We start from the raw sequence: 22,833 nt of genomic DNA on the forward strand, positions 1-22,833 counted from the left end.
AGATGAGCAATGAGCAGCGCCTGCGCGACTATCTCAAGCGGGTCACCGGCGATCTCCAGCAGGTCAGGCAGCGCCTGCGGGACCTGGAGGACCGCGAGCGCGAGCCGATCGCCATCGTGGGCATGGGGTGCCGGTTCCCCGGCGGCGTCACCTCACCGGAGGAGCTGTGGGAGCTCGTCGCCGGTGAGGGCGACGCCATCACCGCGTTCCCCGAAGGACGCGGCTGGGATCCCGGCCTGTACGACCCCTCGCAGTCCCGCTCCGGCACGACCTACGTGCGCCAGGGCGGGTTCCTGCACGACGCGGGCGACTTCGACGCGGCGTTCTTCGGCATCTCCCCGCGCGAGGCGCTGGCGATGGACCCGCAGCAACGGGTGCTGCTGGAGACCGTGTGGGAGGCGCTGGAGCGCGGCGGCGTCGACCCGGCGTCGCTGAAGGAGAGCCGGACCGGCGTCTTCGTCGGCGCGGTGACCCAGAGCTACGGCGCGCTGCGCTTCCGCGAGCCCGAAGGGCTCGACGGCCACCTGCTCACCGGGACCACGCCGAGCGTCGTGTCCGGCCGCGTCGCCTACACCCTGGGCCTGGAGGGCCCGGCGGTGACGGTCGACACGGCGTGCTCGTCGTCGCTGGTCGCGCTGCACATGGCGGTCCGGTCGCTGCGCGCCGGAGAGTGCTCGCTGGCCCTGGCGGGCGGGGTCACCGTCATGGCCACCCCCGAGATCTTCGTCGAGTTCAGCCGCCAGCGCGGCCTCTCGCCCGACGGCCGCTGCCGCTCCTTCGCCGCCGCCGCCGACGGCACCGGCTGGAGCGAGGGCGCCGGCATGCTCCTGCTGGAGCGTCTCTCCGACGCCCGCGCCCACGGCCACCGGGTCCTCGCCGTGATCAGGGGCTCCGCCGTCAACCAGGACGGCGCCTCCAACGGCCTCACCGCCCCGAACGGCCCCTCGCAGCAGCGCGTCATCCGCCTGGCCCTGGCCGACGCGGGCCTCGCGGCGACCCAGGTCGACGCGATCGAGGCCCACGGAACCGGCACCCGCCTCGGCGACCCCATCGAGGCCGGCGCCCTGCTGGCCACCTACGGCCAGGACCGCGACCGCCCCGTCCACCTGGGCTCCTTGAAGTCCAACATCGGCCACGCCCAGGCGGCGGCCGGCGTCGGCGGCGTCATCAAGATGGTCATGGCTCTCCGCCACGGCCTCCTCCCCAAAACCCTGCACGTCGACGAGCCGACCCCGCACGTCGACTGGTCGGCGGGCTCCATGGAACTCCTCCGCGAGCCGACGGCCTGGCCGGAGACCGGCGAACCGCGCCGCGCGGCGGTGTCGTCGTTCGGCATCAGCGGCACGAACGCCCACCTGATCCTCGAATCAGCCCCCGGGACCGGGGACGCCGAGACCTCGGCCGGGGGTGACGTCGCTGGGGGGCGGGAACCCGCCGTGGCCGGCACGACCGGGCAGCCGGCATCCGTGCGGGACGCCTCAGCTGTAGCCGGCCGCGATGGGGCCGGAGTCGCTGGAACGGTGGCTGGCGGGAGCGAAGCGACTGGAACTGAAGCGACTGGAACTGAAGCGACTGGAACCGGGGCGGCTGGGGCCTACGCGGCAGGTCGCGATGAGGCCTCGGGGGTCTCTGCGCCCTGGCCTCTGGTGATCTCTGGGCGGGGGGCCGAAGGGCTTCGGGCGCAGGCTGTGCGGTTGCGGGGGTTCCTTGAGGAGCGGGGCGATCTCCCGCTGGGGGACATCGCGTATTCGCTGGTCACCACGCGGGGGGTGCTGGAGAACCGGGCCGTTGTCGTCGGGCGTGACCGGGATGAGGTGCTGGCCCGTCTGCTGGACGTCGACGGGGGGCCTGCCGCTGGTGGTCGGCGGCTCGGGGTGCTGTTCAGCGGGCAGGGGTCGCAGCGGGCGGGGATGGGGGCCGAGCTTTACCGGGATTTCCCGGTGTTCGCCGCTGCTTATGACGAGGTCTGCGGGTTCTTTCCGGGGCTGGCTGATGTCGTGGCTTCGGGTGTTGGGCTGGATGAGACGCGGTTCACGCAGGCGGGGTTGTTCGCGTTCGAGGTGGCGCTGTATCGGCTGGTGGAGTCCTTCGGTGTGGTGGCTCATTCGGTGGGTGGGCATTCGGTGGGGGAGATCGTCGCGGCTCATGTCGCGGGGGTGCTTTCGCTGGGTGACGCGTGTGTGCTGGTGGAGGCGCGTGGGTCGTTGATGCAGGCGTTGCCCCGGGGTGGGGCGATGGTCGCCCTACAGGCCGCGCCAGGCGAAATTTCGGGAAACGTCGACATTGCCGCCATCAACGGGCCTCGCTCGGTGGTGATCTCGGGGCCTGAGGATGTGGTGCTGGTGGAGGCGGCGCGGTTCGAGAGGACCAAGCGGCTCACGGTCTCGCATGCGTTCCATTCGTCGTTGATGGAGCCGATGCTGGGCGAGTTCCGGGCGCGGATCGAGGGCCTCACGTTCCACGCGCCGCGCATCCCGTTGATCTCGATGGTGGGGCCGGATGCGGACTTCACCGATCCGGGTTACTGGGTGGAGCATGTCCGGGCCACGGTCAGGTTCTCGGAGGGTGTGGCGGGGGCGGACGCTGATCTGTTCTTGGAGATCGGGCCCGACGGGGTGCTGTCGGCGCTGGTGGAGGACGGCGTACCGGCGTGCAGGAAGGGCCGGGAGAGCGAGGCGTTGCTGTCCGCGCTCGGGTCCCTTTACGCCAAGGGTGTGCCGGTCGTCTGGGAGCAGGCCTTTCTCGGGCGGGACGTCGAACAGGTCGAGCTGCCGACCTACGCGTTCCAGCGCCAGACGTACTGGCTGGAGTCGGTGGGCAGGGCCGAGCCGCTGGAGCCCGCCTTCTGGGAGGCGGTCGAGCGGGGCGACGTGGAGACCGTCGCGGCCTGGGGGCGGCGGCACCGGGAGCAGGCCGTCATCGACGACTGGCGCTATCGGGCGGTCTGGCGGCCACTCGCCGACGGGCCCGCGCCGGAGCTCATCGGGAACTGGCTCGTCGTCCACGACGGGCCGCTTCCCGACGGGCTGCGGGAGGTGTTCCCCGGCTCCACCGTGTACGCCGCCTCGATCCAGGACACCGACGGCCGCGAGTTCACCGGGGTGGTCTCGCTGCTGGACGACGTACAGGAAGTGCTCGCGCTCTTCCAAGCCGTCGACGCGCCGCTGTGGTGCCTGACCAGGGACGCCGCCGTCTGGGGGTTCGGACGGGTGGCGGCGCTGGAGCGGCCCGAGAGGTGGGGCGGGCTCGTCGAGATCCCGGACGTGCTGGACGCGCGGGCGCGGATCCGGCTGCGGGCGGTGCTCGCGGGCGGTGAGGACCAGGTCGTCATCGGGGCCTCGGGTGTGCTCGTGCGCCGGGTCGAGCGGGTTCCCCTCGGGGCGCCGCCGGTCGACGGCGGGGCGTTCGACGGGACCGTGCTGATCACGGGCGGCACCGGGGCGCTGGGCGCGCATCTGGCGCGGTCGCTCGCGGCGACCGGCACGCCCCGGCTCGTGCTCGCCGGGCGGCGGGGTCTGAACGCCCCGGGCGCGGGCGACCTCGCCGCGGAGGTGACCGCGCTGGGGGCCGAGGTCGCCGTCGTCGCGTGCGACGTGACCGACCGGGACGCGCTGGCCGCGCTGCTGGCCGACCATCCGCCGACCGCCGTCATCCATGCCGCCGGCGTCCTCGACGACGGGCTGATCGACACGCTCACCCCCGAACGGCTGGCGAGGGTCCTCACGGCCAAGGCCGAATCGGCTCGCCACCTGCACGAACTCACGTCCGGCCTGAAGGCGTTCGTGCTGTTCTCCTCGATCGCGGCGACCTTCGGGACGCCCGGCCAGGCCAACTACGCCGCCGCCAACGCCGCCCTCGACGCGCTGGCCGAGGAACGCCACGCGCTGGGGCTGCCCGCCACGTCGATCGCCTGGGGCCCGTGGGCGGGGCGGGGCATGGCCGCCGACGGCCCCGCCGGGGAGATCCTGCGCCGGCGCGGCCTCGCCGGGCTCGACCCCGGCCGGGCGGTGGCCGCGCTGCGGCAGGCCGTCGACCACGGCGACACGGTCGTCACCATCGCCGACGTCGACTGGGACGTCTTCGCGCCCGCCTTCACCTCGGGCCGTCCGAGCCCGCTGCTGGCCGCCTTCACCGCGCCCGCCGCGCCCTCGGGCGGGCTGGCCGGGCTGTCCGGCCCCGACCGGGCCAGGGCGCTGGCGGCGTCGGTCCGCGACCAGGTCGCGGCCGTCCTCGGGCACGCCTCCGGCGAGGCCGTCGACGTCTCCCGCACGTTCAAGGAGCTGGGGTTCGACTCGCTCACCGCCGTCGAACTCCGCAACCGTCTCAGCACGGCGCTGGGCCGCCGCCTCCCGTCCACCCTGATCTTCGACCACCCGACCCCGGCAGCTCTGGCGGCCGCGCTGACCGGCGACGACAACCCCGTCGAGGAGACACGTGCGGCCGCGCGCGACGACGACGACCCGATCGTCATCGTCGGCATGGGCTGCCGGTTCCCCGGCGGCGTCACCTCGCCCGAGGCCCTGTGGGACCTGCTCGCCGACGGCCGCGACGCCCTCGGCGACTTCCCGGCCGACCGGGGCTGGGACCTCCCCGCCGACACCACCTACGCCCAGACCGGCGGCTTCGTGGACGGAGCCGGGGTCTTCGACGCGGCCTTCTTCGGCGTCTCCCCGCGTGAGGCCGTCGCGATGGACCCGCAGCAGCGGCTCCTGCTGGAGGTGTCGTGGGAGGCGCTCGAACGTTCCGGCCTCGACCCCCACGCCCTGAAGGGCACCCGCACGGGTGTCTTCGCCGGCACGAACGGTCAGGACTACGGCACCCTCCTCGACGGGCTGGGCGGCGCGGAGGGCTACGCCGTCACCGGCGCGGCGGCGTCGGCGGTGTCGGGCCGGATCGCGTACAGCTTCGGCTTCGAGGGCCCCGCCGTCACGGTCGACACGGCGTGTTCGTCGTCGCTGGTCGCGCTGCACCTGGCGGTCCAGTCGCTCCGGCAGGGGGAGTGCGACCTGGCTCTGGCGGGCGGCGTGACCATCATGTCGACACCCGGCCTGTTCGAGGAGTTCGCCCGCCAGGGCGGCCTGGCCGCCGACGGCCGCTGCAAGGCCTTCGCGGCCGGGGCCGACGGGACCGGCTGGGGCGAGGGCGTCGGCGTCCTCGTGGTCGAGCGTCTGTCCGATGCGCAGGCGCGTGGCCACCGGGTCCTCGCGGTCGTGCGCGGCTCGGCCGTGAACCAGGACGGCGCGTCCAACGGTCTGACCGCGCCCAACGGGCCGTCGCAGCAGCGGGTGATCCGCCAGGCCCTGGCGAGTGGCGGTTTGCGGGCGGCCGACGTGGACGTGGTCGAGGCGCACGGGACGGGCACGCGGCTGGGCGACCCGATCGAGGCGCAGGCCCTCCTCGCCACTTACGGCCAGAACCGCGAGACGCCGCTTTTGCTGGGTTCGATCAAGTCGAACATCGGCCACACGCAGGCGGCGGCCGGCGTGGCCGGGATCATCAAGATGGTCCAGGCCATCCGGCATGGCCAGGTCCCCCGAACCCTCCACCTCGACGAACCCTCCCCCCACGTCGACTGGACGTCCGGCGCCATCGACCTCGCCCTTACTCACACTGCTTGGCCCGCGACGGAAGGGCTGCGCCGCGCGGGCATCTCGTCGTTCGGCATCAGCGGCACCAACGCCCACACGATCATCGAGGAGTGGCGCGAGGAGCCGGTCGCGGCGTCGAGATCGACCGTGTCGGGCGCAGGGTCCGCCGACGAGCCGGTCATGCCGATGGTGGCGTCGGGCGTCGAGTCGGCCGCGCGGATCGGGTCGCCCACCGGTGAGCCGGTCGTCCCGGTCGCAGGGTCGGGCGTCGAGCTGGTGGGCCCGATCGCTGCGTCGAGATCGACCGTGTCGGGCGCAGGGTCCGCCGACGAGCCGGTCATGCCGATGGTGGCGTCGGGCGTCGAGTCGGCCGCGCGGATCGGGTCGCCCACCGGTGAGCCGGTTGCCCCGGTCGCAGGGTCGGGCGGTGCTCTGTCGATGCCGGCCGCGCAGGCTGGCGATGAGCTGTCCCTGCCGGGTGCGGCGGTCGGTGACGGTCCGGTCGTTCCCTGGGTTCTGTCGGCCAGGGATGATGCCGCGTTGCGGGCTCAGGCTGAGGCTTTGGCCGGGGTGGTCGCGGGTCTGAGTCCTGTGGATGTGGCTTTCTCTTTGTCGTTGCGGGCGTCGTTGGAGCGGCGTGCTGTGGTGGTGGGGCGGAGCGTGGGGGACTTCATCACCGGGCTGTCGGCTTTGGTCGCGGCCGGGCCGGTGGCGGGGCGGACGGCGGTGATGTTCTCCGGGCAGGGTGCGCAGCGGGCCGGGATGGGGGTCGGGCTGTCGGCGGCGTTCCCGGTGTTCGGGGAGGTGTTCTCCGATATCTGTGTGCGGCTCGGGGTGGCGGAGGTCGTCGCTTCGGGTGAGGGGCTGGATGAGACGGGGAACACGCAGCCGGCGTTGTTCGCGTTCGAGGTGGCGTTGTTCCGGTTGCTGGAGCATTTCGGTGTCCGGCCGGACTTCCTGATCGGTCACTCAGTGGGTGAGATCGCCGCCGCTCACGTGGCGGGGGTGCTGTCTCTGGATGATGCCTGCGCGCTGGTGAAAGCGCGGGGTTCGTTGATGCAGGCGTTGCCACGCGGCGGCGCGATGGTGGCCATCCAGGCCGCATCTACCGAAATTTCGCCCGGCGTGGACATCGCCGCCATCAACGGGCCTCGGTCGGTGGTGATCTCGGGGCCGGAAGAGGTGGTGCTGGCGGAGGCCGCGCGGTTCGAGAAGACCAAGCGGCTCTCCGTGAGTCATGCGTTCCACTCCTCGTTGATGGACCCGATGCTGGAGGACTTCCGCCGGGTCGTCACGACGCTCACGTTCAACACCCCCCAGATCCCGATCGTCGGCGCTGACGTGACCGACCCCGAATACTGGGTCGCCCATGTCAGGAACACCGTCAGGTTCCACGACGGCATCACCTGGCTGGAGAACGAGGGCGTCACCCGGTTCGTCGAGGTCGGACCCCGCCCCGTCCTCACCGCGATGGCCTCCGGCGACCACCTCTGGATCCCGCTGGCCAAGCCCGACCGCGACGAGGTCACCGCCTTCTACGAGGGCCTCGGACAAGTCCACGCCTCCGGCACCGCCGTCGACTGGCACCTCGAAGGAACCAGGGTCGACCTCCCCACCTACCAGTTCCAGGGCCGTCACTACTGGCCGCGCCGACCCCTTCTCGACCCCCCGGTCCAGCTGGCCGACGGCGGCCTGCTCCTCCAGGGCAGGCTCTCGCTCCGCAAACACCCCTGGATCGCCGACCACGTCGTGAACGGCTCGGTCCTGTTCCCGGGGACCGGGTTCGTCGAGCTCGCGGTGCAGGCGGCGGCCCACGCCGGGTGCGCCGTCGTCGACGACCTGACCGTCGAGGCGCCGCTGGTGATCGACCCGGCCGCCGAGGTCCAGGTCGTCGTGGCTCCGGCGGGTGACGACGGGCGGCACGCCTTCGCCGTCCACGCGCGGGCGGACGGTTCCCACGCCTGGACCCGGCACGTCTCCGGCACGTTCAGCCCCACGCCCGTCGCCGCCCGGCCGTTCGAGCGCGCGGGCGAGCCGGTCGACGTGACCACCTTCTACGACGATCTCACCGGCCTGGGCTTCGGCTACGGGCCGGCGTTCCAGGGTGTCACGCGGGCCTGGCGGGACGGCGACGACGTCTACGCCGAGATCCGCGGCCCCCAGGACACGCAGGGGTTCGGGCTGCATCCCGCGCTGCTCGACGCCGCGCTCCAGGCGTGGCTGCTGGGGGAGGGCGCGCGGGGCGGGATGGTGCCGTTCTCGTTCACCGATGTCGCGCTGCACGCCGAGGGCGCGTCCACGCTGGTGGTGCGGCTGACCAGGACCGGGCCCGAGTCGATCGCCGTCGAGGCGGCCGACCCGGCGGGGCGGCCCGTCGTCTCGATCGGCAACCTGGTGCTGCGGGCCGTCTCCGCCGAGCGGCGGAGCGACTCGCTGTTCCGGATCGACTGGCGGCCGGCGGCCGTTCCGGCGGCCGAGGCGATCCCGTCGGTGGTGGTCGAGCTCGAAGGGCCGGAGCGCACGCTCGCCCGGCTCCAGGAGTGGGACCGGCCGGAGCGGCTCGTCTTCGTCGGCCACGGCGACGACCTGGCGACCGCCGGGTCGCGCGGCCTCATCCGGTCGGCGCAGTCGGAGACGCCGGGACGGTTCGTGCTCGTCGACACCGACGGCACCCCGCTCGACGACGCGCTGCGGCTGGACGAACCCCAGATCAGGCTCCGCGACGGACAGGCCTTCGTGGCGCGGCTGGCCCGCGTCGAACCGGGTCTCGAACTCCCCGACGGGCCCCACCGGCTGGAGATCACCCAGAAGGGCACCCTCGACGGCCTCGCGTTCCTGCCGGTCGACGCGCCCGAACTCGCGCCCCACGAGGTCCGCGTCGGCGTCCGGGCGGCGGGGCTGAACTTCCGCGACGTGCTCAACGCGCTCGGCATGTATCCGGGTGAGGCGGGCCTGCTCGGCGCGGAGGTCGCCGGTGTGGTCCTGGAGGCGGGCGCGGACACGCCGTTCGCGCCGGGCGACCGGGTGTTCGGCATGGCCCAGGGCGGCTTCGGCCCCCAGGTCGTGACCGACGGCCGCCTCCTGGCGGCGATGCCCGCCGGCTGGTCCTACGACGTCGCGGCGTCCATCCCGATCGTCTTCCTCACCGCTCTGTACGCGTTCACCGACCTCGGCGCGGTCCGCAGGGGCGAGAAGGTGCTGATCCACGCCGCCGCCGGCGGGGTCGGCATGGCCGCGGTGCAGGTCGCCCGCCACCTCGGCGCGGAGATCTACGGAACCGCGTCCGAGAGCAAGCAGCACGTGCTGGAGGGCCTGGCCGGGATCGCCAGTTCCCGCACCCTCGACTTCGCCGACCGGTTCCCCCAGGTCGACGTCGTGCTCAACGCCCTCGCGGGCGAGTTCGTGGACGCCTCGATGGGCCTGCTCAACGAGGGCGGGCGCTTCCTGGAGATGGGCAAGACCGACATCCGGGACGGCGACGGCTACCGCGCCTTCGACCTGTCGGAGGCCGGGCCCGACCGCATCCGCGAACTGCTCGCCGAGCTTCTCGGCCTGTTCGAGGCGGGCGTGCTGACGCCGCTGCCCGTCAGGGCGTGGGACGTGCGCGAGGCACGGGACGCCTTCCGGTTCGTCTCCCAGGCCAAGCACATCGGCAAGGTCGTGCTGCGGGTCCCCGAGCCGGTCGACAGGGACGGCACGGTCCTCATCACCGGCGGCACCGGCGCGCTCGGCACCCTGCTGGCCCGCCACCTGCTCGACCAGGGCTACACCGACCTGCTCCTCGTCAGCCGGACCGGCCGCACCGCCCTCGAAGGTGTCCGCACCCGCGCCTGCGACGTGACCGACCGCGCCCAGCTCGAAGCCCTCGTGGCCGAAGAGGACATCAGGGGCGTCGTGCACGCCGCGGGCGTCCTCGACGACGGCGTGATCTCCTCGCTCACCCCGGAGCGTCTGGAGCACGTCCGCCGGCCGAAGCTCGACGCGGCCCTCCACCTGCACGAACTGCTCGGCGACATCCCCCTCTTCGTGCTCTTCTCCTCGGCCGCCGCCGCGTTCGGCACGGCCGGGCAGGGCAACTACGCCGCCGCCAACACCTCCCTCGACGCCCTCGCCGAGCTCCGGCGCTCCCAGGGGCTGGCCGCGACCTCGCTGGCCTGGGGGCTGTGGGCCGGGGGGATGGGCGAGACGCTCGACGCGACGGACGTGCGGCGGATGGCGCGGGCCGGCATCGCGCCGCTGCCCCCGGACGAGGGGCTGGCGCTGTTCGACCGGGCCGTCGCCCGGCCGGAGGCACATCTGCTGCCGCTCAAGCTCGACCCGTCGGTCGTCGCGTCGGGGCAGGTGCCCCCGCTGCTCCAGGGCGTGTTCAAGGTCGCGCCGCGCCGCGCGGTCGCCGCGAAGGCCGCCCGGGTGACCGACCCGCTCGACCTGGTCAGGGAGCACGCCGCCGCCGTGCTGGGCCACTCGGGGCCCGAGGCGATCCAGCCCGACCGCACCTTCAAGGAGCTCGGGTTCGACTCGCTCACCTCGGTCGAGCTGCGCAACCGCCTCAACGCGGCCACCGGCCTGCGGCTCCCGGCGACGCTGGTCTTCGACCATCCGACCCCGGCCGCCCTGGCCGCCGAGCTGACCGGCGGCGACACCCCCGAGGTGGAGGTCCGGTCCACAGTGACCGACGACGATCCCGTCGTCATCGTCGGCATGGCCTGCCGGTTCCCGGGCGGGGTCGCCTCGCCGGAGGACCTGTGGCGGCTGGTCGCCGAGGAGCGCGACGCCGTGTCGGGCTTCCCGGCCGACCGGGGGTGGGCGGTCCCGTTCGACGCCGACCCCGACCGGCAGGGCGCGACCTACGTCCAGAGCGGCGCGTTCCTCGACGACGCCGCCGCGTTCGACGCCGGGTTCTTCGGCATCTCGCCGCGTGAGGCGCTGGCGATGGACCCCCAGCAGCGGCTGCTGCTGGAGACCTCGTGGGAGGTCTTCGAGCGCGCCGGGATCGACCCCGCCACGCTGAAGGGCACGCCGGGCGGCGTGTTCATCGGCCTGAGCTCCCACGGGTACGCCACCGGCCTCACCCGCGTCCCCGAGGGCGTCGAGGGCCACCTGCTGACCGGCACGACCACGAGCGTGGCGTCGGGGCGCATCGCGTACACGTTCGGGCTGGAGGGCCCGGCCGTCACGGTCGACACCGCCTGTTCGGCGTCGCTGGTGGCGCTGCACCTGGCGGTCCGGTCGCTGCGGTCGGGGGAGTGCTCGATCGCGCTGGCGGGCGGCGCCGCGATCATGGCCGACCCGGGCATGTTCACCGAGTTCAGCCGCCAGCGCGGGCTGGCCCCCGACGGGCGGATCAAGCCGTTCGCCGCCGCCGCCGACGGCACCGCCTGGGGCGAGGGCGTGGGCGTGCTGCTGGTCGAGCGGCTCTCCGACGCCACCGCCAACGGGCATCCGGTGCTGGCGGTCGTCCGGGGCACCGCCGTCAACCAGGACGGCGCGTCCAACGGCCTGACCGCGCCGAACGGCCCCTCGCAGCAGCGGGTCATCCGCCAGGCGCTCGCCGACGCCGGCCTGCGGCCCCAGGACGTGGACGCCGTCGAGGCCCACGGCACCGGAACCAAGCTCGGCGACCCGATCGAGGCCCAGGCCCTGCTCGCCACCTACGGCCGGGACCGCGAGGAGCCGCTCCTGCTCGGCTCGCTCAAGGCCAACATCGGCCACACCCAGGCCGCCGCCGGCGTCGCCGGGGTGATCAAGATGGTCATGGCGATGCGCCACGGCGTGCTGCCGCGCACGCTCAACATCGACGCGCCCACCCCTCACGTCGACTGGGCCGAGGGCGGCGTCGAGCTGCTCACCGAGGCCCGCGACTGGACCTCGGCCGTCAGGCGGGCGGCGGTGTCGTCGTTCGGCATCTCCGGCACCAACGCCCACACGATCCTCGAACAGGCCCCGGAACAGGCCGCGCCGGCCGCCGCCGACGCGCCGATCGTGCCGCTGGTGCTCTCCGCGAGGACCCTCCCGGCGCTGCGGGCGCAGGCCCTTTCCCTGGTCCCGTACGCCGAGGGCGACCTGACCCCGGTCGCCCGCGCGCTGGCGTCGCGGGCCACGCACGAGCACCGCGCGGTCGTCCACGACGCCGACGGCCTCCGCGCCCTGGCCGCCTCCGAGGCCGCGACGACCAGGCCGGGCTCGCTCGCGTTCCTGTTCACCGGCCAGGGCAGCCAGCGCGTCGGCATGGGCCGGGACCTGCGGGTCTTCCCCGTGTACGCGGAGACCTTCGACCGGATCGCCGGGCTGGTCGGGCTCGACCTCGACGCGATCGTCCGCACCGGCGACGGCCTCGACGAGACCGGGCACACCCAGCCCGCGATCTTCGCCCTCGAAGTGGCGCTGTTCCGGCTGCTGGAGTCGTGGGGGGTGACCCCCGATTTCGTGGCGGGCCACTCGATCGGCGAACTCGCCGCCGCCCACGTGGCGGGCGTGCTCACCCTGGAGGACGCGTGCGCGCTGGTCGCCGCGCGGGCCGCGCTGATGCAGGCGCTCCCGAAGGGCGGCGCGATGGTCGCCATACAAGCGACGCCAGGCGAGATTTCGGGAAATGTCGACATCGCCGCCGTCAACGGCCCCCGATCCGTCGTCATCTCCGGGCCCGAGGACGCCGTGCTCGCCGAGGCCGCCCGGTTCGAGAAGACCAGGCGGCTCACCGTCTCCCACGCCTTCCACTCGTCGCTGATGGACCCGATGCTCGGCGAGTTCCGCCGCGTCGCCGAGTCGGTCACCTACCACCCGGCCCGCATCGCCTTCCGGGGCGGCGACACCCCCGGCTACTGGGTCGGCCAGGTCAGGGGCACCGTCCGGTTCTGGGACGACCTCCGCCACCTCACCGGCCGGGGCGTCACCCGCTTCGCCGAGCTCGGCCCCGATGGCACCCTGATCGCGATGGCCCAGCAGGCGCTCGACGACCCCGGCGCGCACACCTGGGTCAGCGCCCTGCGCGAGGGCCGCCCCGGTCCCGGCACCGTGGCCGACCTGCTCGCGGGCCTCCACCAGGCCGGGCAGGACGTCGACTGGGCCGCCGTCCTCGGCGAGGGCCCCAAGGCCGACCTGCCGACCTACCCGTTCCAGCGCGAGCGCTACTGGCTGACCCGCGAAGCCGACGCCATCCCCGACGACCTGCGCTACGACACCACCTGGACGCCCTTCACCCCCGCGCCCGCCCCCGCCACGGGCACCTGGCTGCGTGACCTGACCCCGTCGACCGACCGCGAGGCGCTGGCGGAGGCGCTCAGGTCGTACGGGGAGATCGACGGCATCATCGCCACGGGGACCCTGGCCGAGCATGTCACCCTGGTGCAGGCGCTCGGCGACGCCGGGATCACCGCCCCGCTCTGGATCCTGACGAACGGCGCCGAGACCGATCCGGGCCAGGCGATGATCTGGGGCTTCGGCCGCGCCGTCGCGCTGGAGCACCCGGGCCGCTGGGGCGGCCTGATCGACGTCACCACCGGCGCCGACCCCCTCCCCGTGATCCTCGGCGCGGGCGGCGAGGACCAGATCGCGGTCCGCCCCGACGGCACGTTCGCCCGGCGGCTCGTCCGGGCCCCGCGCCCGGTCAGGACCCGCGACTGGCGGCCCGGCGGGACCGCGCTGATCACCGGCGGCACCGGCGCGCTCGGCGGCCACGTCGCCCGCTGGCTCGCCGACAACGGGACCGACCACCTGCTCCTGCTCAGCCGAAGGGGGGCCGAGGCCCCCGGTGCGGCCGAACTCGCCGCCGACCTGACGGCGCGCGGCGCGCGGGTGACGTTCGCCGCCTGCGACGCCGCCGACCGCGCCGCCCTCGCCGACCTGGTCTCCCGGCACGACGTCACCACCGTCGTGCACGCCGCCGGGGTCAGCCACCGGGCCCCGCTCGACGGCACGCCCCTGGAGGAGTTCCAGCAGGTCGTCGACGCCAAGGTCACGGGCGCGGCCAACCTCGACGCGCTGCTCCCCGACGTCGGCGCGTTCATCCTGTTCGCCTCGATCTCCGGCGTCTGGGGCAGCGGGCAGCAGGCCGCCTACAGCGCCGGCAACGCCTTCCTCGACGGCCTCGCCCGCGACCGGCACGCCCGGGGCCTGGCCGCGACCTCCGTCGCCTGGGGTCCGTGGGCCGAGATCGGCATGGCCGCCGACGGCGAGGCCCGCGACCACCTGGCCAGGCGCGGCCTCACCGGGCTGCCGCCCGGCCTGGCCACCACCGCGCTCCGCGAGGCGGTCGAGAGCGGCCGTCCCACGGTGACCGTCGCCGACGTGCGGTGGGACCGGTTCGCGCCGTCGTTCACGTCGGGCCGCCCGAGCCCGCTGCTCAGCGGCGTCCCCGAGGCCGGGATCACCGAAGAGTCCGCGGAGAGCGGCGGCCTGACCGGGATGAGCCCCGGCGAGATCCTCCACCTGGTCCGGGCCGCCGCCGCGGCGGTGCTCGGCCACGCCTCGCCCGAGGCGATCGAGCCCGACCGGCCGTTCAAGGAGCTCGGCTTCGACTCGCTCACCGCCGTCGAACTGCGCAACAAGCTGATCGCCGGGACCGGCCTCAAGCTGCCCGCGACGCTCGTCTTCGACTACCCGAGCGCGTCGGCGCTCGCCGCTCACCTGGCCGGAGCGGCTCCCACCGTGGAGACGATCATGAGAGCGGCCGACGAGCCCATCGCGATCGTGGGCATGGCCTGCCGCTACCCCGGCGGCGTGACCACGCCCGAGGCCCTCTGGGACCTGGTCGCCAGCGGCGGCGACGTCGTCTCCGGTTTCCCGGCCGATCGTGGCTGGGACCTCGACGACCTGCACTCCGGCCGCTCGTCGGCCCGCGACGGCGGGTTCCTCGACGACGTGGCCTCCTTCGACGCCGCCTTCTTCGGCATCTCGCCGCGCGAGGCGGTCGCGATGGACCCGCAGCAGCGGCTGCTGCTGGAGACCTCGTGGGAGGCGTTCGAACGCGCCGGCCTCGACCCGCTCGCCCTCAAGGGCACCCCGACCGGTGTCTTCGCCGGATCCAACGGCCAGGACTACGCGACCCTGCTGACCGGCGGCGACGAGACCGACAGCTTCTTCGCCACCGGCAACGCGGGCGCGGTCGTCTCCGGCCGCCTCTCCTACGCCTTCGGCCTGGAGGGTCCCGCCGTCACGGTCGACACGGCGTGTTCGTCGTCGCTGGTCGCGCTGCACCTGGCCGTCCAGTCGCTGCGGCGGGGCGAGTGCTCGATGGCGCTGGCGGGCGGCGTGACCGTGATGTCGACGCCGACGGCGTTCATCGAGTTCACCAAGCAGCGCGGCCTGGCCGCCGACGGGCGCTGCAAGGCCTTCTCGGCCGCCGCCGACGGCACCGGCTGGGGCGAGGGCGCGGGCATGCTCGTCGTCGAACGCCTCTCCGACGCGCTCGCCCAGGGCCACCCCGTGCTCGCCGTGATCAGGGGTTCGGCGGTCAACCAGGACGGCGCGTCCAACGGCCTGACCGCGCCGAACGGCCCCTCGCAGCAGCGCGTCATCCGGCAGGCGCTCGCCGACGCGGGCCTCGCCCCGCAGGAGGTGGACGCCGTCGAGGCCCACGGCACCGGCACCACGCTCGGCGACCCGATCGAGGCGCAGGCCCTCATCGCCACCTACGGCCAGGACCGCGACGACCCCCTGTGGCTGGGCTCGCTCAAGTCGAACATCGGGCACACCCAGGCGGCGTCGGGCGTCGGCGGCGTCATCAAGATGGTCATGGCGATGCGCCACGGCGTGCTGCCGAAGACCCTCCACGTCGACGCCCCCACCCCCCACGTCGACTGGGCCGGCGGCGCGGTCGAGCTGCTCACCGAGGCCCGCGACTGGACCTCGCCGGTGAAGCGGGCCGCCGTCTCGTCGTTCGGCATGAGCGGCACCAACGCCCACACCATCCTGGAGTCCTACGACCAGCCGGAACTCCCGTCCGCCGCCGAGGCCGACGTCCCGCTCATCGTGACGGCCCGCTCGCCGGAGGCGCTCCAGGCAGGTCTTGTACGGCTTCGCGCCACCCTTCCCCGCACGACCGACGTCGCCCACTCTCTGCTGACCACCCGAGCCCGTTTCGACCACCGGGCCGTCGACCTGGGCGACCAGACCGTCCAGGGCGCGGTCGTCCCCGGCGGCGACCGGGTCGTGATGGTCTTCCCCGGCCAGGGCTCCCAGTGGGTCGGCATGGCGGCCGAGCTGATGGACACCGCCCCGGTGTTCGCGGCGCGGATGGCCGAGTGCGCGGCGGCTCTGGAACCGCACGTCGACTGGTCGCTCCTGGATGTGGTCCGGGGCGGCTCGCTCGACCGTGTGGACGTGGTCCAGCCGGTGCTGTTCTCGGTCATGGTCTCTCTAGCCGAACTCTGGCGCTCTTACGGCGTCGAACCGGCCGCCGTCGTCGGCCACTCGCAGGGTGAGATCGCCGCCGCCTGTGTCGCGGGCGCGCTCAGCCTGGCCGACGCCGCCGCCGTGGTGGCGCTGCGCAGCAAGGCGATCGTGGCGCTGGCCGGGCGCGGCGGCATGATGTCGGTCGCGCTGCCCGCCTCGGAACTCGTCCTGGACGACCGCCTGTCGATCGCGGCGGTCAACGGCCCGTCGTCGGTGGTCGTCTCGGGCGACGTCGAGGCCATCGAGGAGCTCCGCTCGTCGCTGACGGCGCGCACCCGGGTCATCCCGGTCGACTACGCGTCGCACTCCCATCACGTGGAGGAGATCCACGACGAGTTGCTCGCCCTGCTGGCCGGGCTGTCGCCGCAGGTGAGCGCGGTGCCGTTCTTCTCCACCGTCACCGCCTCCTGGCTCGACACGACCACGATGGACGGCGAGTACTGGTACCGGAACCTGCGGAGCACGGTCCGCCTGGAGGACGCCGTGCGGGCGCTGGCCGACGGAGGGTATGGCTCGTTCGTCGAGGTCAGCCCGCACCCCGGCCTGCTGGTCGGCATCCAGGAGACCCTCGACGCGATGGAGTCGGGCGCGGCGGTGACCGGCACGCTGCGGCGCGGCGAAGGCGGCCTCGGCCGCTTCCGCGCCTCACTGGCCGAGGCCTACGTGAAGGGCGCCGAGGTCGACTGGCGGATCACCGGCAACCGGGTCGACCTGCCCACCTACGCCTTCCAGGGTCGCCGCTTCTGGCCGGCGGTCACGAGGAGGGCCGTCGCCGAGGACGGCGCGTTCTGGCGGGCCGTCGACTCCGGCGACCTCGACCTCGACGTCTCCCGCGAGGCCCTCGACGAGGTCCTCCCGGCCCTGGCCGCCTGGCGGCGCACCCGCGACGAGCTGGCCGTCCTCGACGGCTGGCGCTACACCGTCACCTGGAAGCCCGTGCAGGTCGGCGGCGCTCCGACCGGCCGCTGGCAGGTCCCCGCGACGCTGGAGCTGCCGCTCGACACCACGTCCGAGGGCGAACTCCAGGGCGTGATCCTGCACAACCCGTCGATCGGCGAACTGCTGGACGCGGTCCGGAACCCGGTGGCCAAGATCTGGGTCGTCACCTCCGGGGCGGTCTGGGACCGGGTCGACCACCCGGAGAGGGCCCAGCTCTGGGGCGTCGGCCGGGTGGCCGCCCTGGAGAACCCGCGGATGTGGGGCGGGCTGATCGACGTGCCGGAGGAACTGGACGAGAAGACGGCGGCCCGCCTGGTCGCGGTGCTGGCCGGGGACGAGGACCAGGTCGCGATCCGCGCGGCCGGGGTGTTCGCCCGCCGCCTGGTCCACGCCCCCAAGCCCGCCGGTTCCGGCGGCTGGACGCCGCGCGGCACCGTCCTGGTCACCGGAGGGACCGGCGCGCTCGGCGGGCAGGTCGCCCGCTGGCTGGTGAGCAACGGGGCCGAGCGGCTGATCCTGGTCTCGCGGCGGGGGCCCGACGCGCCCGGCGCGGCCGAGCTCATGGCGGAGCTCCCGGCGACCGTGGTCGCCTGTGACCTCGCCGACCGCAGTGCGGTCGAGGAACTGGTCGCGGCGCACCACATCGACGCCGTCGTCCACACGGCCGGGGTCGCCCGGCCCGCTCCGATCGCCGAGACCACGCCCGAGATCTTCGCGGAGACCTTCGCCGGCAAGGTCGCGGGCGCGCTCCACCTGCACGAGCTCCTCCCTGACCTGGACGCGTTCATCCTCTACTCGTCCAACTCGGGCGTCTGGGGCGGCGGCGGCCAGGGCGCCTACGCCGCCGCGAACGCCTACCTCGACGCGCTGGCCCAGCACCGCCGCGCGGGCGGTGGCAAGGCGACCTCGATCGCCTGGGGCGCGTGGGCCGACGGCGGCATGACCACGGGCGACGTCGGCGACGAGCTGCGCCGCCGGGGTGTGCTGGAGATGCGTCCCGAGCTCGCGCTAGCCGCGTTGCAGCAGGTCATGGCGGCCGACGAGACCTTCATGGCGGTCGCCGACATGGACTGGGAGCGGTTCGCGCCCTCGTTCACCTCCGGCCGCCCGAGCCCGCTGCTGGCCGACCTGCCCGAGGTGCGGGCCGCGCTCGCCGGAGCCGGGCCCGACGAGGCCGCCGAGGTGACCCTCGACCGGGCGGCGCTGCTCGCGCTGGTCCGGCGGCAGGCCGCCGACGTGCTCGGGCACGCCTCGGTCGACGCGATCCCGCCCGGCCGGGCCTTCAAGGAGCTGGGCGTCGACTCGGTCACCGCGGTCGAGCTCCGCAACAAGATCGGCGCGGCGCTCGGGACGAAGCTGCCCGCCACGCTCGTCTTCGACCACCCGACCCCGGCCGCCGTCACCGACCACATCCTCGGCGTCGGCGCCCCGGCCGCGCCGGTCGCCGCCGCCGTCGAGAACGACGAGCCGATCGCCGTCGTCGCGATGAGCTGCCGGTTCCCGGGCGGCGTGCGCACCCCGGAGGAGCTCTGGGAGCTCGTCCTGGCCGGGACCGACGCCCTCGGGCCGTTCCCCCGGAACCGGGGCTGGGACCTCGACGGCCTGGCCGCCCGCAGCGTCGCCGCCGAAGGCGGTTTCGTCTACGACGCCGACCACTTCGACGCCGGGTTCTTCGGCATCTCGCCGCGTGAGGCGATGGCGATGGACCCGCAGCAGCGGCTCGTGCTGGAGACGGCGTGGGAGGCGATCGAGCGGGCCGGGATCGACCCGGCGTCGCTGCGCGGCACCCAGGCCGGCGTGTTCGTCGGCGCGGCCACCTCGCACTACGGCCGGGGCGACACCTCCGAGGGCGCCGAGGGCTACCTCCTCACCGGCAACGCGACGAGCGTGATCTCCGGACGGGTGGCGTACACGCTCGGACTGGAAGGGCCCGCCGTCACGGTGGACACGGCCTGCTCCTCGTCGCTGGTGGCGCTCCACTGGGCGGCGCAGGCGCTGCGGCGCGGCGAGTGCTCGCTGGCGCTGGCCGGTGGCGTGACCGTGATGGCCACGGCCGACGCGTTCGTCGAGTTCAGCCGCCAGGGCGGGCTCGCCGCCGACGGCCGCTGCAAGCCCTTCGCCGACGCCGCCGACGGCACCGGCTGGGGCGAGGGCGCGGGCATGCTGCTCCTGGAGCGCCTGTCCGACGCGCGGGCCAACGGCCACCACGTCCTCGCCGTCATCGCCGGGACGGCGGTCAACCAGGACGGCGCGTCCAACGGGCTTTCCGCCCCCAACGGGCCTTCGCAGCAGCGGGTGATCCGGCAGGCGCTCGCCAACGCCGGTCTGACCTCACGCGACGTCGACGTGGTCGAGGCGCACGGCACCGGCACCCGGCTCGGCGACCCGATCGAGGCCCAGGCGCTGCTGGCGACCTACGGCCAGGACCGGGAGACGCCGCTCTACCTGGGGTCGGTGAAGTCGAACATCGGGCACACCCAGTCGGCCTCCGGCGTCGCCGGGGTGATCAAGATGGTGATGGCGCTGCGCGGCGGGGAACTGCCCGCCAGCCTGCACGCCGACCCGCCGTCCGCCGACGTCGACTGGACCGCCGGCCGGGTCGAACTGCTCCGCGAGCGGCGGTCGTGGCCGGTCACCGGGCGTCCGCGCCGGGCCGGGGTGTCGTCGTTCGGGGTGAGCGGCACCAACGCGCACACGATCCTCGAAGAGGCGCCCGCCGCGTCCGACGAGCCCGAGGGCCGCGCGCTTCCGGTGCAGCCGTGGGTGGTGTCGGGGAAGACCGCCGAGGCGCTCAAGGCGCAGGCCGCCCGGCTGCGCGCCCACCTCGCCGGCGCCGACCCCGCGCCCGGCCTGGCCCTCTCGCTCGCCACCACGCGCAGCGCGCTCGACCACCGGGCGGTCGTCGTCGGCTCGACCCACGACGACCTGATCGGCGGGCTGGCGGCCGTCGCCCAGGGCGACCCGTCGGCGATCCGGGGCGTCGCGCGGCCCGACGGCAAACTCGCGTTCCTGTTCACCGGGCAGGGCTCGCAGCGGGCCGGGATGGGCGCGCGGCTGCACGCCGCGTTCCCCGTCTTCGCCGCCGCCTACGACGAGGTCCGCGGACGCTTCCCCGGGCTGGCCGAGGCGGTCGCGTCCGGCGACGGGCTCGACGCGACCACCCTCACCCAGCCCGCCGTGTTCGCCCTTGAAGTGGCCCTCTACCGGCTCGTCGAGTCGTGGGGCCTGACGCCCGACCACGTCACCGGGCACTCGGTCGGCGAACTCGCCGCCGCCCACGTCGCCGGGGTGCTCTCGCTCGACGACGCCTGCGCGCTGGTGGCGGCGCGGGCGGCGCTGATGGGGGCGCTCCCGGCCGGTGGGGCGATGGTGGCCGTCCAGGCCGAACCCGGCGACATCTCCGGGAACGTCGACATAGCTGCCGTCAACGGGCCTCGCTCGGTGGTCATCTCGGGGCCGGAGGACGCCGTGCTGGCCGAGGCGGCCCGGTTCCCGACGACCAAGCGGCTCAAGGTCTCGCACGCCTTCCACTCCCGGCTGATGGACCCGATGCTCGCCGACTTCCGCCGGGCCATCGACAACCTCACCTTCCACCCGCCCGTCATCGGGTTCACCGGACCGGTCACCGCCGACCAGTGGGTCGCCCACGTCCGGGAGGCAGTCCGGTTCCGGGAGGCGGTCGAGGCGCTGGAGGCCGACGGGGTCACCGCGTTCCTGGAGATCGGGCCCGACGCCGTGCTCACCGCGATGGCCGCAGACTGTCTCAGCGAACGCGCCGACGACACGGTGCTCGTCCCCGCCCTCCGCTCGGGCCAGGACGAGGTCGAGACGCTGATCACGGCCGTGTCCCGGCTGCACGTCCACGGCGTCAGCCCCTCGTGGGAGGCGGTCTTCGACGGGTACGCCGCCCGCCGCGTCGACCTCCCGACCTACGCCTTCCAGCGGCAGCGCCACTGGCTGGAGCCCGCCGCCTCCGGCGAGACCGGGTTCTGGGACCCGGCCGACCTCGCGGGCCTCGCGGGAGAGCTCGACATCGAGGTCGACGGGCTGCGCGGCGCGGTGGCCGCCTGGCGGGCCCGGCGGACCGACCCGGCCGACGCCTGGCGCTACCGGGTCACGTGGAAGCCGGTCTCCGGACCCGACACCGCCTACCTGCCCGGCGAGTGGGCCGTGGTGGCGCGGACCGGGTCGGGGGTGGTGGCGGAGATCGTCCAGGCTCTGGAGGACCACGGCGCGCGGACCCGCACGATCCTCCTGCACGACGGCGAGGTGCCCGCCGTCGGCGGCTGCGACGGCGTGATCTCCCTGCTCGGGCCGGCTGACACCGCCCGACTCACGCAGGTGGCCGACGCGCGGATCTGGGCCGTCACCCAGAGCGCCGTGGCGGCCGAACGCGGCGACGCCGCCCCCGACGTCGAGCAGGCCCAGGTCTGGGGGCTCGGCCGGGTCGCCGCCCTGGAGATGCCGGGCCGGTGGGGCGGGCTGATCGACCTGCCGCCGAACCCGGGCGACCGCGACTTCGAGCAGCTCTGCGCGGTGCTCACCGGCTCGGAGGACCAGGTGGCCATCCGGCCGTCGGGCCTGTTCGCCCGCCGGGTGCTGCGCGCGCCCTCGGTCCCGGCCGAGCGCGAGTGGAGGCCGCGCGGCACCGTCATCGTGACCGGCGGGACCGGCGCCCTCGGCGCCTACACCGCCCGATGGCTGGCCGCCAACGGCGCCGAACGGCTCGTCCTCACCAGCAGGCGGGGCCCGGCCGCACCGGGCGCGGCCGAACTCGCGGCCGAACTTGGCGCGACCGTGGTGGCCTGCGACGTCGCCGACCGTGACGCGGTCGCCCGGCTGCTCGCCGAGTATCCGCCGGACGCGGTCGTGCACACCGCCGGGATCGGCCACCACTCGCTGCTGGCCGACACCACGCCCGGGATCTTCGCCGAGGTGCTCGGCGCGAAGGTGACCGGCGCGCGCGTCCTCGACGAACTGCTCGGCGACACCCCGCTCGACGCGTTCGTGCTGTTCTCCTCGATCTCCGGCGTCTGGGGCAGCGGATACCAGTCCGCCTACGCCGCCGCCAACGCCGCGCTCGACGCGATCGCCGAACGCCGCCGCGCCCGGGGCCTGTCGGCCACCTCCATCGCCTGGGGCCCCTGGGCCGAGGGCGGGATGGCCGCCTCCGAGGGCATCGAGGAGCACCTGCTGCGGCAGGGCCTGCGGGTCATGTCCCCGGCGTCGGCCGTGGCCGCCATCGGGCACGCCCTCAGCCGCGACGAGACCACGATCACCGTCGCCGACGTCGACTGGGACCGGTTCGCGCCCACCTTCACCTCCGGCCGCCCGAGCCCCCTGCTCGGCGACCTGCCCGAGGTGCGCGAGACCCTCGACGCCCTGGCCGCCGACACCGCCGCCGGCGGATCGTCGCTGGTCGAGACGCTCACCCCGCTGACCGCCGCCGAGCGGGAGAAGGCCCTGCTCGACCTGGTCCGCGCCCAGGTGGCCGCCGTGCTCCGCCACTCGGCCACCGACGTCGTCGACGCCGGACGGGCGTTCCGGGACATGGGCTTCGACTCCCTGGCCGCCGTCGACCTCCGCAACAACCTCTACGCCGCCACGGGGGTGCGGCTGCCCGCGACGGTCGTCTTCGACCACCCGACCCCGGCGGCCCTGGCCGCCCGGCTCACCGCGGAGCTCTTCCCGGCCGCCTCGGCGACCGCGCTCGACGAGGTCGGCCGCCTCGAAAGGGCCCTGACGGGACTGAGCCCCGACGGCGCGGAACGCGACGAGGTGACCGCCCGCCTCCAGGCGCTGCTGGCCCGCTGGACCGGCGCGGCGGCCGCCGACGACGGCGACGAGCTTGACGAGGTCTCGGCCGAAGACCTGTTCGACATCATCCAAAAAGAGTTCGGGAAGTCGTGAGGGG

Annotated in this window: 1 protein-coding gene; it reads left to right on the forward strand. The window is 74.4% G+C overall.

Features of this window, described 5'->3' with window-relative positions; genetic code table 11:
- The first annotated feature begins 2 nt into the window (after positions 1–2).
- Complete coding sequence (locus AW270_RS40890; RefSeq protein WP_061289076.1) at positions 3–22,829, forward strand: type I polyketide synthase; 22,827 nt, start codon at positions 3–5, stop codon at positions 22,827–22,829.
- Positions 22,830–22,833 lie beyond the last annotated feature (4 nt).

Source organism: Herbidospora cretacea (assembly GCF_001570605.1).
GTDB lineage: Bacteria > Actinomycetota > Actinomycetes > Streptosporangiales > Streptosporangiaceae > Herbidospora > Herbidospora cretacea.